The organism is Bradyrhizobium sp. NBAIM14 (assembly GCF_020193895.1).
Classification (GTDB): Bacteria; Pseudomonadota; Alphaproteobacteria; order Rhizobiales; family Xanthobacteraceae; genus Bradyrhizobium; species Bradyrhizobium yuanmingense.
Map to the genome: position 1 here is coordinate 67,713 of NZ_JADYVQ010000008.1, position 14,521 is coordinate 82,233.

Genomic DNA, 14,521 nt, shown 5'->3' on the forward strand with positions numbered 1-14,521 from the left:
GCAGGGGCGATTGCGGCCCAGGCCGGCGGCTTTGGAAAGCTTGCTGGCGCTCCGGGAAGCGTGTATCGACGGGGCTCGCCGGACATTCGGGGTATAGCGCAGCCTGGTAGCGCGGCAGTTTTGGGTACTGCAGGTCGTTGGTTCGAATCCAGCTGCCCCGACCAGTCCCGGGCGGCGCTGGCCTAGAGGTCAGCATCCAACCGGCAATGGCCAGGCATCTACGCGTCCGGCCTCCGCTTCGCGCGGAAATCAGCAAAGCCTCATCGAACCTTCGCCCGTCGCGATAGACAAATCCGTGTTGGGGATTTCAGCGCCCAATGTCTAACCGGACGCCGCCAAGCGATGAATATTCCGCTTGCGCGGCGTTGCGTTTTGTCCGCCGCGCTCGTCAGTTCGAGGCGTACCAGCCGGGCGGAAATGGCACGTACGGCCAGGCCATCTGATTGTCGTTGGCGGCTTGCGGCGGCCGTTGCGACGCCATGCTCACGATTGGCGCGGGCGGGATCACGCGCAACGCGAGGCGCAGACGCGCACATTGCAATTTCATCATTGTCGTCCCCCCAGCAATCTACTTGCTTCCAAACGTCCGATCGTCTGCAAAGTTCAGTCTTAAAATCGCCCTGCGCCGAAACGGCGCGCCCGTCCTCAAATCACGGGCATTCTAGAAAAACCGGCGCGGGCTTTCAACCAAACGCGCCGCTCCATCCCAAGAAGTAAGGTTGATCGGCAAGGTTAAAGGCGAGCGGCTGTTGCGGCCGTTTGGCTGGCTGCTATCAGGTCGGTCCCGGCTCGCGATGGGCTGTCCATTCTGTGCCACCACAGATGATTGTTCGTCGCGGCGCGCGGATCAGCCTAAGTTCTGCGCCAGCGAGTTCTGCCATGTCTATTGACCGCAACATCGGGACCATCGGTCCGCAGTCAAACTGGACCGAGATCTGGCACCTCTGGACGGTGATCGTGCCGCGCCGCTCCATCAACGGGCAGTTCGTGCTCGGCAAGGTCTGGCGCCGCCATGACGGCCGAGACTGGATCTACAAGAAGTTCACCGAGTTCGACGGCGAAGAGGCGGCCTAACTGCCGCCTCTCTCAGGCCGCCTTCGCCTCCGCAGCCGGCTTGGCCGGCGGCGGCTTCAGCGGCTTGTCCTGCTTCTTCGACCACGAGATGTAATAAGCCACCGTCGTCATGATCGCGATGCCGGCGACGCTGACGAAGATCTGCGCGAGCAGCGACCCTGAGCTCATCGACAGCTCGAAATGACCGACGAAGGACAGGAACACGCCGACGCAGAACACGGCGAGCGACTGCTGGCCACAGACGATCAAGGGGTCGAACACCTTCCACTCCAGCCCCGGCCACTCCTTCGGCACGAAGCGGATCACCAGGATCACGATCACCACGAAGTGGAGGAAGCGATACGGTGCGAGGTTGGTCTTGTCATTGGGGTTGAAGGCCGAGAACAGCCATTCCGGGAACATGCCGCCGAAGGTGGGGAAACGGCCGGCCATGGTCATGACCAGCGCGAACAGGAGATAACCGAGGCAGACCCACAGCGTAACAGGCGAATTGATCAGCGTTGCCGAGCGCCGCGCGCCCCCCATCGAGCACCAGGCGCCGAACACGAACAGCACCTGCCAGCAATAGGGGTTGAAGTACCACTGGCCGGCCGGATAGGCGTTCAGGTTCCAGCCGTAATGGCGCGCGGCGAGCCACAGCACGATCGACAGTATCATCGTCAAATCGGGCTTGCGCAGCATGAACCACAGCACCGGCGGAAACAGGCCCATCAGCACGATGTAAAGCGGCAGCACGTCGAGGTTGAGCGGCTTGAAGCGCAGGAACAGGCCCTGGCGCAGCGTCTCGGTGGCGTTGTCGACGAGGCCGGCGACGTTGAACTCGTTGATCATCTCGGAATCGCCGAAGCGCAGCGCGAGATAGCTGATTGATGCGATGTAGATCACGAACAGGATGATGTGGGCGACATAGAGCTGCCAGACCCGCTTGGTCAGCCGCGTGGCACCGACGATGAAGCCGCGGTCCAGCATCATCCGTGCATAGACGAAGGAGGCGGTGTAGCCGGAGATGAAGACGAACAGGTCGGCCGCGTCGGAAAAGCCGTAGTTGCGGGTCGTGATCCAGTTCACGACGTTGTCGGGGATATGGTCGAGAAAGATCGCCCAGTTTGCGACACCGCGAAACAGGTCGAGCCGGAGGTCGCGACCCTTGTCGGGAAGTGTGGCGCTGACGTTCAGGAAGGCCATGCGTCGGGAGCTTTCAGAGAGGACAGAAGCACGGAGATCGATGAAACCGGGCCGCCAAACGGGGTCCCAGGATGAAACGCGGGTACGCAATTGTCACGGTGCAGCATAATGACTATACCGTTGGCGAGGGTTGCCGGGCCCGGAATCAGGATCAGTTCCCAACCGGCTTCTCTATACTATCCCCGAGATTTCCACCAACTGCCACCGTGACGCATCGAAATCGAACGGAAAGACCAAGAGGCCCGGACCAGTCATGACCGCACGCATTTTCAAGCCCGCCAAAAACGCGATGCAATCCGGCCGGTCCAAGACCAGGGAATGGCAGCTCGATTACGAGCCGGAGCAGCCGCGCTCGGTCGAGCCGCTGATGGGCTGGACCTCGTCGGCCGACATGAAGCAGCAAATAACGCTGCGCTTCCACAGCAAGGAAGAGGCGATCGCCTATTGCGAGCGCAAGGGCATCGCCTACCAGGTGATCGAGCCCAAGGAGTCGATCCGCCGGCCGGTTGCCTATGCCGACAATTTCTCGTTCCGCCGCGGCGAACCCTGGACGCATTGAGGGGCCATTCTCACCCGAAGCATCCAAAGTGCCGTCATGCCCGGGCTTGTCCCGGGCATCCACATTTTTGGCGGTAGACGAAGAACGTGGATGGCCGGGACGAGCCCGGCCATGAAGAAGGGAGCGGCTGGTCGCCCGCGCCTGAGAACCCTTGGCACCAATTCCGCCCCGTGCTTCGCTGCCTCGCATGACACGACCAGGACGAGGTGGGGGATGGCGGGGCGTGACCAGCTCGACGGCGTCGATCTGAAAATCCTATCCGAACTGCAGCAGGACGGGCGGGTTCGCAACAACGAGCTGGCGCTGCGCGTCGGCGTGTCCGCGCCGAACTGCCTGCGGCGGCTGAAGTCGCTGTTCAGCCGCGGCGTGATCCGGGCGGTTCGCGCCGTGATCGACGAGCGGCTGCTCGGCTATGAGGTGGTGTCGTTCGTCTCGATCCAGCTCGGCAGCCAGGCCCAGCCGGTGCTGGAGGCGTTCGAGAGCTCGATCGCCGCAATCCCGCGCATCCAGCAATGCTGGCGGATTTCCGGCGACACCGACTATCTGCTCAAATGCGTGGCGCCGAGTGTCGAGAGCATGCGGCAGCAGCTCCTGCATTTCGCCGCGATGCCTAGCGTCAAGAACGTGCGCAGCTTCCCCGTGCTCGGGGTTGCCAAGGACGTGCCGCTGCCATTGCAGGAGGTCGCGGTGGCAGAGCCGGCGGGGTAGGGCTCCGAATATTCCACGATCAAGTCTGAATCTCAGAAAAGCGCCTCAGCGATACCGCCCCCGAAACTCGCGCGGGGAGGTGCCGGTCCAGGTTCGGAAGGCCCGCGAAAAGCTCTTCTCGTTGCGGAAGCCGGCGATCTCGGCGATGCGCTTGATCGGCGTGCGGCCGCGCATCAGCTCCTGTTTGGCCAGCTCGAATTTCGTCTCCTCCTTGAGATCGCGCAGCGAGGTGGACTCCTCGCGCAGACGGCGATGCATCGTGCGGGTGGAGAGCGCAAGCTCGCGCGCGACGTCCTCGGCGCCGAGGACCCGTCCGCGCGCTTCTCGCAGCACGCGGCGGACGCGCTCGACCAGCAGGCGGTCGCGCCGGTAGGGCAGCACGGTGAGCCGGAGCGCGCCCTTGAGCATGTTGTCGAGATCGGCCGCGCTGCGCGTCAGCGGCAGCGAAAGATAGTGCTTGTCGAAGACGATGGCCGCGCGGTCCGCGTCGAAGCGGACGCTCCGGCAAAAGATGGTCGGATAGACCGAGACGTGGCCGGGCTCTGAGTAAGGAAACTCAGCCGCGCGGAGCGCGATCTGGGAGTCGACAGCCCAGCATGAGAAGCCGAGCACGTAGCGGAACAGCGTGACGAGGCAGAACTCGCGGAAGGGTCCGAGGTCACGGAGCTGACGGATCGACACGACGGCGGTCTCTTCGCCAACCTCGAGATCGAGCAGCACATCCTCTGTGACCAAGCGGTGATGCCGGCACCAGCGCTTGAGCGCGACCTCCAGCGTCGGTGCGGTGATCGAGGCCCGGCACAGCATGCCGTAGGTGCCCCATGGCAGCCGGCGCGAGAACCAGCCAAGCGCCTCGTCATCGAGCTCGCGCATGGCATGGCCCGCCAGCGCTTCGAACTGGGCCGCGGTCACACGCCCATCAGGAGAATTCACAAGCTCCGGCGCGACCTGACCCCGGCTCAAGGCTTCGGCGGGATCGCGGCCGTAATGCTCGTACGCGGCCACCACGCCGCGGACGAAGGCGGCGGGCGTGACGGCGCGGCGCGGAATCGCGGTGGCGGCTTGAAAAGGCATCGGAATTCCTTTCGGAAATCCTCGCCAAGTTTGGCGGAAAATGCAACCTTTTCGACTGCAAGAGGGCCGGGACCGGGCTAGTTTCGGAGCCCAAAATACGGAGGACTCGCCTTGAACATCCCGAGCATCGATTTCGATCTGGGCGAAGACATCAGCCTGCTGCGCGACACCGTTCGTTCGTTCGTGGAGGCGGAGATCACCCCGCGTGCCGCCGAGATCGAAAAGGCTAATCTTTTCCCCGCAGACCTCTGGAAGCGCTTCGGCGACCTCGGCCTGCTCGGCATGACCGCGCCGGAGCAATATGGCGGCTCCAATATGGGCTATCTCGCCCATATCGTCGCCATGGAGGAAATCTCGCGCGGTTCGGCGGCCGTGGCCCTGTCCTACGGCGCCCATTCCAATCTTTGCGTCAACCAGATCCGCCGCAACGGCAATGACGCGCAGCGGCAGCGTTATCTGCCGAAGCTGATCTCAGGCGAATATGTCGGTGCGCTCGCGATGTCCGAGCCGGGCGCCGGCTCCGACGTGGTCTCGATGAAGCTGCGCGCCGACAAGCGCGGCGACCGCTACGTGCTCAACGGCTCCAAGATGTGGATCACAAACGGCGGCGATGCCGACGTGCTGGTGGTCTATGCCAAGACCGATCCGGAGGCCGGCCCGCGCGGCATGACCGCGTTCCTGATCGAGAAGGGTTTCAAGGGCTTCACGCACGGTCAGCATCTCGACAAGCTCGGCATGCGCGGCTCCAACACCTATCCCTTGTTCTTCGACGATTGCGAGGTGCCGGAGGAGAATGTGATGGGCAAGGTGGGCGAGGGCGTCAAGGTGCTGATGTCCGGCCTCGATTACGAGCGCGCGGTGCTCTCGGGTGGCCCGCTCGGCATCATGGCGGCCTGCATGGACGCAGTGGTGCCCTACATGCACGAGCGCAAGCAGTTCGGCCAGCCGATCGGCGACTTCCAGCTGATGCAGGGCAAGCTCGCCGACATGTATGCGACCTGGCAGGCCACGCGCGCCTATGTCTATGCGGTGGGCCGCGCCTGCGACCGCGCCGACCACGCGCGCACCCTGCGCAAGGACGCGGCTGCTGCGATCCTCTATTCCGCGGAGAAGGCAACGTGGATGGCGGGCGAAGCAATCCAGGCGCTGGGCGGGGTCGGCTATACCTCCGAATTCCCGGTCGGGCGCCTGTGGCGCGATGCAAAGCTCTACGAGATCGGCGCGGGCACCTCGGAGGTGCGCCGCATGCTGATCGGCCGCGAGCTGATGGCCGAGACGGCTTAAGTCCTTCACCCCATTGGAAACACCATGCCGCTTCATTCCAGCATCGATCCGTCGTCATCAGATTTTGCACGCAATTCCGAGGCCATGCGCGGCCTCGTCGCGGACTTGCGTGAGAAACTCAGCGAGGTCGCCGGCGGCGGCGGCGAGGCTTCGCGCAAGCGCCACACCGCGCGCGGCAAGATGCTGGCGCGTGAGCGGGTCGACCTCCTGGTCGATCCCGGCACCTCGTTCCTGGAGCTGTCGCCGCTCGCAGCCTATGGCCTCTATGGCGGTGACGTGCATTCGGCCAGCGTCGTCACTGGCGTTGGGCGCATCTCGGGCCGCGAATGCGTGATCGTCGCCAACGATGCCACCATCAAGGGCGGCACCTACTACCCGATGACGGTGAAGAAGCATCTGCGCGCGCAGGACATTGCGCGGCAGAACAATCTGCCCTGCGTCTACATGGTGGATTCCGGCGGCGCCTTCCTGCCGCTGCAGGACGAGATCTTTCCGGACGAGCGGCACTTCGGCCGCATCTTCTACAATCAGGCGCAGATGTCGTCGCAGGGGATTCCGCAGATCGCGATCGTGATGGGCTCCTGCACCGCCGGCGGTGCCTATGTGCCGGCGATGTCGGACGAGAGCATCATCGTGCGCAACCAGGGCACCATCTTCCTCGGCGGCCCGCCACTGGTGAAGGCCGCGACCGGCGAGGTCGTGAGCGCGGAGGAGCTTGGCGGCGCCGACGTGCATTCGCGGCAATCCGGCGTGACCGATCACTACGCCCAGAACGATGCGCATGCGATCGGCATCGCCCGGCGTATCGTCGGCACGCTCAAGCCTTCCGCGCGGCCCAACCTGAACATTCATCAGCCGCGCGATCCGCTGTTTCCGGCGGAGGAAATCTACGGCGTGGTGCCGGTCGACGGCCGCAAGCCGTTCGACGTGCGCGACATCATCGCCCGCGTGGTGGATGGTTCCGAGTTCGACGAGTTCAAGAAACTCTATGGCACGACGCTGGTGTGCGGCTTCGCCCATATCTGGGGCTATCCGGTCGGCATCATCGCCAACAACGGCATCCTGTTCAGCGAGAGCTCGCTGAAGGGCGCGCATTTCATCGAGCTGTGCTGCCAGCGCGGCATTCCCCTGGTGTTCCTGCAGAACATCACGGGCTTCATGGTCGGCAAGAAATACGAGGCCGGCGGTATCGCGCGCGACGGCGCCAAGTTGGTGACGGCGGTCGCGACCGCCTCGGTGCCGAAGTTCACCGTCGTGATCGGCGGCTCCTACGGCGCCGGCAATTATGGCATGTGCGGCCGCGCCTACTCGCCGCGTTTCCTCTGGATGTGGCCGAACGCGCGCATCTCGGTGATGGGCGGCGAGCAGGCCTCGATGGTGCTGAGCCAGGTCCGGCGCGACAATATCGAAGCCAAGGGCGACAGCTGGTCCAGGGAAGAGGAAGATAAATTCCGCGAGCCCATTCGCGCGCAATATGAGAGCCAGGGCCACCCGTACTACGCGACCGCGCGGCTGTGGGACGACGGTGTGATCGATCCGGCCGACACGCGTCTCGTGCTCGGCCTTGGCCTCTCGGCGGCATCGAATGCGCCGCTCGAGCCGACGAAATTCGGCCTGTTCAGGATGTGATGTGATGGACCGCTCAAAACTCTACCGGCGTTTCCGCACGCTCCTGGTCGCCAACCGCGGCGAGATCGCCTGCCGCGTTATCCGCACCGCCCGTGCGATGGGCCTGCGCACGGTCGCGATCTATTCCGAGGCCGATCGCGAGGCGATGCATGTCGCGCTCGCCGATGAGGCCGTATTGCTCGGGCCCGCCCGCGCCCGCGACAGCTATCTCAATATCGAGCGCTTGATCGAGGCCGCGCGCAAGACCGGAGCGGAGGCCGTGCATCCCGGCTACGGCTTCCTCTCCGAGAATGCCGAGTTCGCGCAGGCTTGTTATGACGCCGGCCTCGTCTTCGTCGGGCCGACCGCCGGGATGATGACGGCAATGGGCTCGAAATCCGGCTCGAAAGAGCTGATGGAGAAGGCCGGCGTGCCGCTGGTATCAGGCTATCACGGCGAGGCCCAGGACGAGGCGACGCTCGCCAAGGCGGCGGACACGATCGGCTTTCCCGTGCTGGTGAAGGCCTCCGCCGGTGGCGGCGGGCGCGGCATGCGCATCGTGCGGTCCGCCGATGAGTTGGCGCCGGCGATCGTCAGCGCCAAGCGCGAGGCCAAGGCCGCCTTCGGCGACGACCGCATGTTGATCGAGAAGTACGTCGACAATCCCCGGCATATCGAGGTGCAGATCATCGGCGACAGCCATGGCAATCTGCTCTCGCTGTTCGAGCGCGAATGCACGCTCCAGCGCCGGCATCAGAAGGTGATCGAGGAGGCGCCATCACCGACGCTCAATGCTGCGCAGCGCGAAACCGTCTGCGCCGCCGCGCGAAAAGCGGCGGGCGCGGTGAACTATGTCGGTGCCGGCACCATCGAGTTCGTCTCCGACGGCAAGGACGTGTTCTTCATCGAGATGAATACGCGCCTGCAGGTCGAGCATCCCGTCACCGAGCTGATCACCGGCATCGACCTGGTGGAGTGGCAGCTGCGCGTTGCCTTCGGCGAGGCGCTGCCGCTCAAGCAGGATGAGATCAGGCTCAACGGCCATGCCGTCGAGGCGCGCGTCTACGCCGAGAACCCGACCAAGAACTTCATGCCGTCGGTCGGCAGGATCTCGACCTGGCGACTGCCGGCCGAGACGGGCGGCCTGCGTATCGACGCTGGCTATCGCGAGGGCGATACGGTCTCGCCGTATTATGACGCCATGCTCGCCAAGGTGATCGCGTGGGCGCCGACGCGGGACGTCGCGATCGAGCGGCTGAACCGCGGGCTGGAGGAATCCGACGTCCGCGGCATCGTCACCAACATCCCGTTCCTGTCGGCGCTGATGACGCATCCGAAGGTGCGGGCGAATGCGATCGATACCGGCTTCATCGAGCGCGAGCTGGCGGTGCTGACCGCCGCGGCGCCGGCGCCCGGAGAGCTCGAGCTCTGCGCCGCAGTTGCCGCCATCGTCAACGAGGAGCGGCAGACCGCGCATGCGGAGGCGAGTTCGCCGTGGCAGACCTTCGGCTGGCAGCCGGTCGGTCGCCGCCAGCGCAGCTTTGCCTTCCGTGTCGGCCATGGTCCGGAGCAGAAGATCGCGCTGAACTATGGCAGCGGACCGTCGACGCTGGTGATCGGCGAGCGCGAGCTGGCGTTCACGATCGCTGCGAAGGATGGCGGCTTCGACCTGACGCTCGACGGCGTCAAATCGTCAGTGGCAGCGGTCATCGATCGCCATGAGCTGTACCTGCGCACGCGCAACGGCCGCTTCGACCTGCATTGGGTCGATCCGTTCGGCGGCGAGAGCGAGGAGCATGTCGGCGAGGACAAGATCGCAGCGCCCTTGCCCGGCACGGTGGTTGCCGTGCTGGCAGAGGAGGGGACCAAGCTGGAGAAGGGCGCGCCGATCCTCACGCTGGAAGTCATGAAGATGGAGCAGACGCTGCGCGCGCCCTATGCCGGCGTGCTGAAATCCATCAAGTGCAAGGTCGGCGATATCGTGCAGGAGGGCGTCGAGCTCGCCTTGGTCGAACCTGCAGGGGAATGAGATGAGCGATCCGGTCCGCATCATCGAAATGGGGCCGCGCGACGGCCTCCAGAACGAGGAGACCGCCGTCAGCGTTGAGGCGCGCATCGCCTTCATCGAGGCGCTCGTGGCGGCCGGGCTGGATACCGTGGAGGTCGGCGCCTTCGTCTCGCCCAAGGCCATCCCGCAGATGGCAAGCTCGGATGCCGTGCTGCGCGGCGTCGCGCATGTGAAGGGCGCCGAATTCCACGTGCTGGTGCCGAACGAGAAAGGCTATGACGCCGCGCGTGCCGCGGGCGCGAAAGTGGTCTCCGTGTTCGCGGCGGCCTCCGAGGGGTTTTCCCGGGCGAACATCAACTGCACGATTGCGGAGTCCATCGAGCGCTTCAAGCCGGTGCTGGCGCGCGCCAGGGAGGATGGCGTCAAGGTGCGCGGCTATATCTCTTGCGTGCTGGGCTGTCCGTTCGATGGCGAGATCAAGCCGAAGGCGGTGGCGGATCTTGCGAGCACGCTGTTCGATCTCGGCTGCTATGAGATCTCGCTCGGCGACACCATCGGTGTCGGCACGCCAGCCAGGGCCAAGGAGATGCTGCGCGCGGTTGCCGCCAACATTCCCGCAGCCAGGCTCGCGATGCATTTCCACGACACTTACGGCCAGGCGCTCGCCAACCTCTATGCAGGGCTGGAGGAGGGCGTCCGCGTCATCGACGCCGCTGCCGGCGGGCTCGGCGGCTGTCCCTATGCGCCGGGCGCGACGGGGAACGTCGCGACCGAGGACGTCGTCTACATGCTGGAGGGTATGGGCGTCAGGACGGGTGTCGATATGGAGAAGCTGCTGGCGGCGACGAACGCGATGAGCGTCGTGCTCGGCAAGCCGCCCGTGAGCCGCGTGGCCTCCGCGCTGAACGCGAAGAAGAAGCGGGCTGTCTCCTAGTTCTCCGTCATTGCGAGCGAAGCGAAGCAATCCAGAGTCTTTCCGCTGAGGCGGTCTGGATTGCTTCGTCGCAAGGGCTCCTCGCAATGACGACCGAGAGAGTTTTCAAGCCGCCTTCAGCCCGACATCCGGCAGGCGCGGGCGGTTCTTCAGCGCCTTGGCCATCAGGGCCTCGACCTCGGCCGTTTCCTGCGGCAGCAGTGCCAGGCGGGGCGGGCGCGTCAGGGCGGTGCCGCGGCCCATGATGTGCTCGCACAGCTTGATGCACTGGACGAGGTCCGGGCGCGCATCGAGGTGCAGGAGCGGCATGAACCATTCGTAGAGCGGCATCGCCTCGGCGAAGCGCCCGGCCTTGGCGAGGCGGAACAGGGTCTCGCCCTCGCGCGGGAAGGCGTTGGACATGCCGGAGACCCAGCCCACAGCGCCCATGGCGACGCTCTCGACGATGACGTCGTCGAGACCTGCGAACAGCACGAAGCGGTCGCCGACCATGTTGCGGGTGTCGATGAAGCGTCGCGTGTCGCCGGAGGAATCCTTGAAGCAGACCACGGTCTCGACGTCGGCGAGCGAGGCCAGGATGTCGGGCGTAACGTCGTTCTTGTAGATCGGCGGGTTGTTGTAGAGCATCACCGGCAGGTCGGTCGCAGAGGCGACAGCGCGAAAATGCGCGGCGGTCTCGTGCGGCTTGGAGGAATAGACCAGCGCCGGCATCACCATGACGCCGTCGATGCCGATTCGTGCTGCTTCCTTCGCGGTCTCCACCGCAAACGCGGTGGTGAATTCGGCGATGCCGCACAGCACGGGCACCCGGCCCTTCGCGACCGACTTCGCCGCTTCCATGATCGCGACCTTCTCCTTGCGCTCAAGCGAGGTGTTCTCGCCGACCGAGCCGCAGACGATCAGGCCGGAGACGCCGTCGCGGATCAATCCGTCCATCACCTTGGCGGTTGCGTCGATGTCGAGCGAGAGATCGTCGTGGAATTGGGTGGTGACGGCCGGGAAGACGCCTTCCCAGGCAACGCGGCGGCTCATGATTTGACTCCAGGTGTAGATGCCGGCGGGGGGCTGGAGCCGCCGGCTCTTGTGAAAGGGATGGGGAACGGGATCAGAGCGTCGCGCCGACCTTGCGCAGCTCGGCGAGGACGGGGGCCTTGGGCAGCCAGATCTTGTCGAACTCGGCAATCACGGCCTCGGTGTCCTTGGCATCGACCTGGCGGATCGGGATCGGTGCTTTCTTGAAGTTCTCGATCAGCGTGGGCTCGTTGCCGGCGAGCTCGTCGATCTGCGCGTCCAGCGTCGTCTTGATCGTTTTCGTGATCAGCTCGCGGTCGCCGGCGGGCAGCGATTGCCAGACGCGGCCGGAGACGACCGCGGCCATCGGCATGAAGACGGCGTTCATCTGCAGGATCACCTTCGACACCTTGTCGAAGCGCTGGTTCCAGGAGAATTCGAGATCGGCCTCTAAGCCGTCGACCTGGCCGTTGGCCATGGCGTCGAACACCTGCGGCGTCGGGATCGGCGTCGGCGCCGCGCCGAGCGAGGAATAGAAGTCGCGATAGACCGGGGTCGGGTTGATGCGCAGCTTCATGCCCTTGATGTCGGCGAGCGTGTTCAGGTCCTTGGAGGAGAACACCGCGCGCATTCCAGTGATGCCCCAGCCGAGCCCGATCGTGCCGGTCTCCTGCGGCAGCACCTCGAACAGCTTCACCGCCGCCGGATGCCGCACGAACTTGGCCACCGCCGGCGTCGAGCGCACGATGTAGGGCGCGTTGATTGCGGCGATGTGCGGCACACGCGAGCCGAGCTCGGCGGCCTGGATGAAGCCCATGTCGAGCGCGCCGGACTGCAATTGCTGCATCATCGCGGTCTCGTTGCCGAGCTGGCCGGCGTGGAAGACGGTCAAGGTCAGGCGGCCGTTGGTGGCGGCCTTGAGCTCGTCACCGAATTTGAGCGCGGCCTTGTTCCAGGAATGGCCGTTCGGCGTGATCAGGCCGAGACGGAATTCCTTGGCCTGGGCGAGCGCCAGCGACGGGGCGAACACCGAGGCGGCGGCACTGGCGGCGAGAAAGCGGCGGCGGGAAAGCGGCATGGTCGGCTCCTTTCGGATGGGTCTATTTGACGAGGATCAGCGAGAGCGAGGGATAGAGCGAGAGCAGCACCAGGAGGATGCAGGCGATGACGAAGAAGGGCAGCGTCACCATGAACATCCTGCCGGGCTTGGCGCCGGTGACGGCGGCCGCGACGAAGAAGCAAAGCCCGACCGGCGGCGACAAAAGGCCGAGCACGAGGTTGATCACCACGACGACGCCGAATTGCCGGGGGTCGATGTGATAGATCTCGGTTGCGACCGGCAGCAGGATCGGCACCGTCATGATCAAGCCGGGAATGCCGTCGATCACCGTGCCGATCAGCAGCAGGATGACGTTGCAGATCAGCATGAAGCTGACCGGATCCTTGGCGACGGTCTGGATCCAGGCGGCGGTCTCCTGCGGCACCTTGCCGAAGATCAGCACCCACGAGAACACGGCCGCGGCCGCGACCAGGAACAGCACGATCGCCGAATAGATCGCGCTGCGCAGCATCATCTGCGGCAGCTGCGAGAACTTGAATTCCTTGGTCCAGAACTTTCCGACCACGGCCGCAGCCACCGCGCCGACGGCCGCGGATTCCGTCGCATTGGCGAGGCCCCCGAGGATGGTGCCGACGATGACGATCGGGATCAGCAGCGTCGGCGAGGTCCGCAGGATGGTCATGACGCGCTGGCGCGGCGTCTGGTAGTCCGCGCGCGGATAGTTGTAGATGTAGCCCATCAGCGCGATGACGAGGCAGAACATCACGGTGAGGATGACGCCCGGGACGATGCCGGCGATCAGCATGTCGCTGACCGAGACCTGCGCCAGCACGCTGTAGACCACGAACATCACCGAGGGTGGGATGATCGGGCCGAGCATGCCGCCATAGGCGGTCAGGCCGGCCGCGAAGGTCTTGTCGTAGCCCTTCTTCTCCATCTCGGGGACCATGATCTGCGCCATGATCGCGACCTGCGCGGTCGCCGATCCCAGGATGGACGAGATGAACATGTTGGCGAGGATGTTGACGTAGGCGAGCCCACCCTTGAGCGAGCCGACGAAGGCCATCGCCATGTCGACGATGCGCCGCGTGATGCCGCCGCCATTCATGATCTCGCCGATCAGGATGAAGAGCGGGATTGCGATCAGGCCGTAGCTGTCGACGCCGCCGAACAGCTGCAGCGGATAGGACTGGAACAGCACCGGGTTGCCCGAGGCAGCGATGTAGACGAGGCCGGCGAGGCAGAGGCAGAGGCCGATCGGCACGCCGACCAGCATGAAGGCCATGAAGGCTGCTGACGTGATCATCAATTGACCCCGTCGAGCTCGGAGAGCTGGAAGCCCTTCGGCGGCGTGCGCGGGACCAGCTCGAGATCTTCCAGCAAGTTGGCGAGACCATGAACGGTCATCGACACCGCGAAGATCGGCAGCGTCAGATAGAGCACCCAGGTCGGCCAGTTCAGCGTCTGCGTGCGCTCGGTGTAGAGGAAGTTGAAGGTCTCGGCGGCGAGCTTACGCCCGTCGAAGCCGACGCGGGCGAGGCCCACCGGGTCCATCCAGAGCACGCAGGTGACGATCAGGGCGACGCCGAACACCACGACGAGGCCGGTCGAGATCACTTTTGCAAATTTCTGGTGCTGAGCGGACAATCGCTCCGTCAGCATCGTCACCGCAAAATCGAGCCGCAGCCGCGTCATCGCGGATGCCCCGATGAAGGTCAGCCAGACCACGCAATAGACGGCGGATTCATCGATCCAGTAGATCGGGAAATGCGAGTAGCGGGTGACGACGTTCACCAGGATCAGACCGGTGAGCAGGTACATCAGGCCCATCAGCGCGAGCCGCTCGCAGGCCAGCAGGGCACTCGACATCCGGACGATCATGCGTCGGAGGCTGAGTGCGCGCGTGGCCGGCATGGTCTGCTCGATCATGAAAGAGGCCCCAACCCCCTGAAGATTTGTCGTGCGATTGCCAAATGTATAATTTATACATTTTGGGAGTCAAACGGAGTTTGCGGT

At 64.7% G+C, this 14,521-nt stretch carries 13 protein-coding genes and 1 tRNA gene; 8 read left to right on the forward strand and 6 right to left on the reverse strand.

Annotation, left to right across the window (positions count from 1 at the left end; all coding sequences use genetic code 11):
- The first annotated feature begins 87 nt into the window (after positions 1 to 87).
- Together I6F28_RS20505 and I6F28_RS20510 are read left to right on the forward strand one after the other, a co-directional pair.
- Positions 88 to 164 (forward strand) — tRNA-Pro (locus I6F28_RS20505).
- Between the two features lie 715 nt (positions 165 to 879).
- Positions 880 to 1,074, forward strand: coding sequence for a hypothetical protein (locus I6F28_RS20510; protein ID WP_036027955.1), 195 nt, complete (start codon positions 880 to 882; stop codon positions 1,072 to 1,074).
- Positions 1,075 to 1,086: 12 nt separating this feature from the next.
- On the opposite strand, the gene I6F28_RS20515 is transcribed toward I6F28_RS20510, so the two are convergent.
- The gene (locus tag I6F28_RS20515; RefSeq protein ID WP_036027956.1) at positions 1,087 to 2,259 is read right to left on the reverse strand and encodes an OpgC domain-containing protein; all 1,173 of its coding nucleotides are present in this window, start codon (positions 2,257 to 2,259) and stop codon (positions 1,087 to 1,089) included.
- A 253-nt stretch (positions 2,260 to 2,512) separates the two neighbouring features.
- On the opposite strand from I6F28_RS20515, the gene I6F28_RS20520 reads away from it, so the two are divergent.
- Positions 2,513 to 2,818 carry an ETC complex I subunit gene (locus tag I6F28_RS20520; RefSeq protein ID WP_024337795.1) on the forward strand — a complete coding sequence of 102 codons (306 nt, stop codon included), beginning with the start codon at positions 2,513 to 2,515 and terminating at the stop codon, positions 2,816 to 2,818.
- 213 nt (positions 2,819 to 3,031) lie between these two features.
- A complete protein-coding gene (locus I6F28_RS20525) occupies positions 3,032 to 3,526 on the forward strand; it encodes an Lrp/AsnC family transcriptional regulator (protein WP_225140733.1) in 495 nt (164 codons plus the stop codon).
- A 45-nt stretch (positions 3,527 to 3,571) separates the two neighbouring features.
- On the opposite strand, the gene I6F28_RS20530 is transcribed toward I6F28_RS20525, so the two are convergent.
- Entirely contained in the window at positions 3,572 to 4,600 is a 1,029-nt protein-coding gene (locus I6F28_RS20530) for an AraC family transcriptional regulator (protein WP_225125478.1), read from the reverse strand.
- A gap of 111 nt (positions 4,601 to 4,711) precedes the next feature.
- Between I6F28_RS20530 and I6F28_RS20535 the strand changes: the two genes are divergently transcribed.
- From I6F28_RS20535 to I6F28_RS20550, 4 genes are read left to right on the forward strand one after another with little or no spacing between them, the layout of a single operon-like run.
- On the forward strand, positions 4,712 to 5,884 hold the full coding sequence (locus tag I6F28_RS20535; RefSeq protein WP_035999647.1) for an isovaleryl-CoA dehydrogenase: 1,173 nt from the start codon (positions 4,712 to 4,714) through the stop codon (positions 5,882 to 5,884).
- A gap of 24 nt (positions 5,885 to 5,908) precedes the next feature.
- Positions 5,909 to 7,513, forward strand: a complete 1,605-nt coding sequence (locus tag I6F28_RS20540) for a carboxyl transferase domain-containing protein (RefSeq protein WP_225140735.1) — start codon at positions 5,909 to 5,911, stop codon at positions 7,511 to 7,513.
- 4 nt (positions 7,514 to 7,517) lie between these two features.
- Positions 7,518 to 9,521, forward strand: coding sequence for an acetyl/propionyl/methylcrotonyl-CoA carboxylase subunit alpha (locus I6F28_RS20545; protein ID WP_225140737.1), 2,004 nt, complete (start codon positions 7,518 to 7,520; stop codon positions 9,519 to 9,521).
- Position 9,522: 1 nt separating this feature from the next.
- Complete coding sequence (locus I6F28_RS20550) at positions 9,523 to 10,434, forward strand: hydroxymethylglutaryl-CoA lyase (protein WP_225140739.1); 912 nt, start codon at positions 9,523 to 9,525, stop codon at positions 10,432 to 10,434.
- A 105-nt stretch (positions 10,435 to 10,539) separates the two neighbouring features.
- On the opposite strand, the gene I6F28_RS20555 is transcribed toward I6F28_RS20550, so the two are convergent.
- From I6F28_RS20555 to I6F28_RS20570, 4 genes are all read right to left on the reverse strand, one after another.
- Positions 10,540 to 11,466 (reverse strand): dihydrodipicolinate synthase family protein, encoded by a 927-nt coding sequence (locus tag I6F28_RS20555; protein ID WP_225140741.1) that lies wholly within the window; start codon positions 11,464 to 11,466, stop codon positions 10,540 to 10,542.
- Between the two features lie 73 nt (positions 11,467 to 11,539).
- The gene (locus I6F28_RS20560) at positions 11,540 to 12,523 is read right to left on the reverse strand and encodes a TRAP transporter substrate-binding protein (RefSeq protein ID WP_225140743.1); all 984 of its coding nucleotides are present in this window, start codon (positions 12,521 to 12,523) and stop codon (positions 11,540 to 11,542) included.
- A 22-nt stretch (positions 12,524 to 12,545) separates the two neighbouring features.
- Positions 12,546 to 13,811: a TRAP transporter large permease gene (locus I6F28_RS20565; protein ID WP_225140745.1), complete on the reverse strand. Its 1,266-nt coding sequence runs from the start codon at positions 13,809 to 13,811 to the stop codon at positions 12,546 to 12,548.
- A complete protein-coding gene (locus I6F28_RS20570; RefSeq protein WP_225140909.1) occupies positions 13,811 to 14,419 on the reverse strand; it encodes a TRAP transporter small permease in 609 nt (202 codons plus the stop codon). The genes I6F28_RS20565 and I6F28_RS20570 overlap by 1 nt, the downstream gene beginning before the upstream one ends.
- Between the last annotated feature and the right edge of the window lie 102 nt (positions 14,420 to 14,521).

What these genes read in the sequence shown, in the direction of transcription:
- I6F28_RS20540 (WP_225140735.1), top strand. Translation starts at nt 5,909, where the DNA reads ATGCCGCTTCATTCCAGCATCGATCCGTCGTCATCAGATTTTGCACGC.
- I6F28_RS20550 (WP_225140739.1), top strand. Translation starts at nt 9,523, where the DNA reads ATGAGCGATCCGGTCCGCATCATCGAAATGGGGCCGCGCGACGGCCTC.
- I6F28_RS20565 (WP_225140745.1), bottom strand. Translation starts at nt 13,811, where the DNA reads ATGATCACGTCAGCAGCCTTCATGGCCTTCATGCTGGTCGGCGTGCCG.
- I6F28_RS20555 (WP_225140741.1), bottom strand. Translation starts at nt 11,466, where the DNA reads ATGAGCCGCCGCGTTGCCTGGGAAGGCGTCTTCCCGGCCGTCACCACC.
- I6F28_RS20520 (WP_024337795.1), top strand. Translation starts at nt 2,513, where the DNA reads ATGACCGCACGCATTTTCAAGCCCGCCAAAAACGCGATGCAATCCGGC.
- I6F28_RS20510 (WP_036027955.1), top strand. Translation starts at nt 880, where the DNA reads ATGTCTATTGACCGCAACATCGGGACCATCGGTCCGCAGTCAAACTGG.
- I6F28_RS20560 (WP_225140743.1), bottom strand. Translation starts at nt 12,523, where the DNA reads ATGCCGCTTTCCCGCCGCCGCTTTCTCGCCGCCAGTGCCGCCGCCTCG.
- I6F28_RS20525 (WP_225140733.1), top strand. Translation starts at nt 3,032, where the DNA reads ATGGCGGGGCGTGACCAGCTCGACGGCGTCGATCTGAAAATCCTATCC.
- I6F28_RS20545 (WP_225140737.1), top strand. Translation starts at nt 7,518, where the DNA reads ATGGACCGCTCAAAACTCTACCGGCGTTTCCGCACGCTCCTGGTCGCC.
- I6F28_RS20570 (WP_225140909.1), bottom strand. Translation starts at nt 14,419, where the DNA reads ATGCCGGCCACGCGCGCACTCAGCCTCCGACGCATGATCGTCCGGATG.
- I6F28_RS20515 (WP_036027956.1), bottom strand. Translation starts at nt 2,259, where the DNA reads ATGGCCTTCCTGAACGTCAGCGCCACACTTCCCGACAAGGGTCGCGAC.
- I6F28_RS20530 (WP_225125478.1), bottom strand. Translation starts at nt 4,600, where the DNA reads ATGCCTTTTCAAGCCGCCACCGCGATTCCGCGCCGCGCCGTCACGCCC.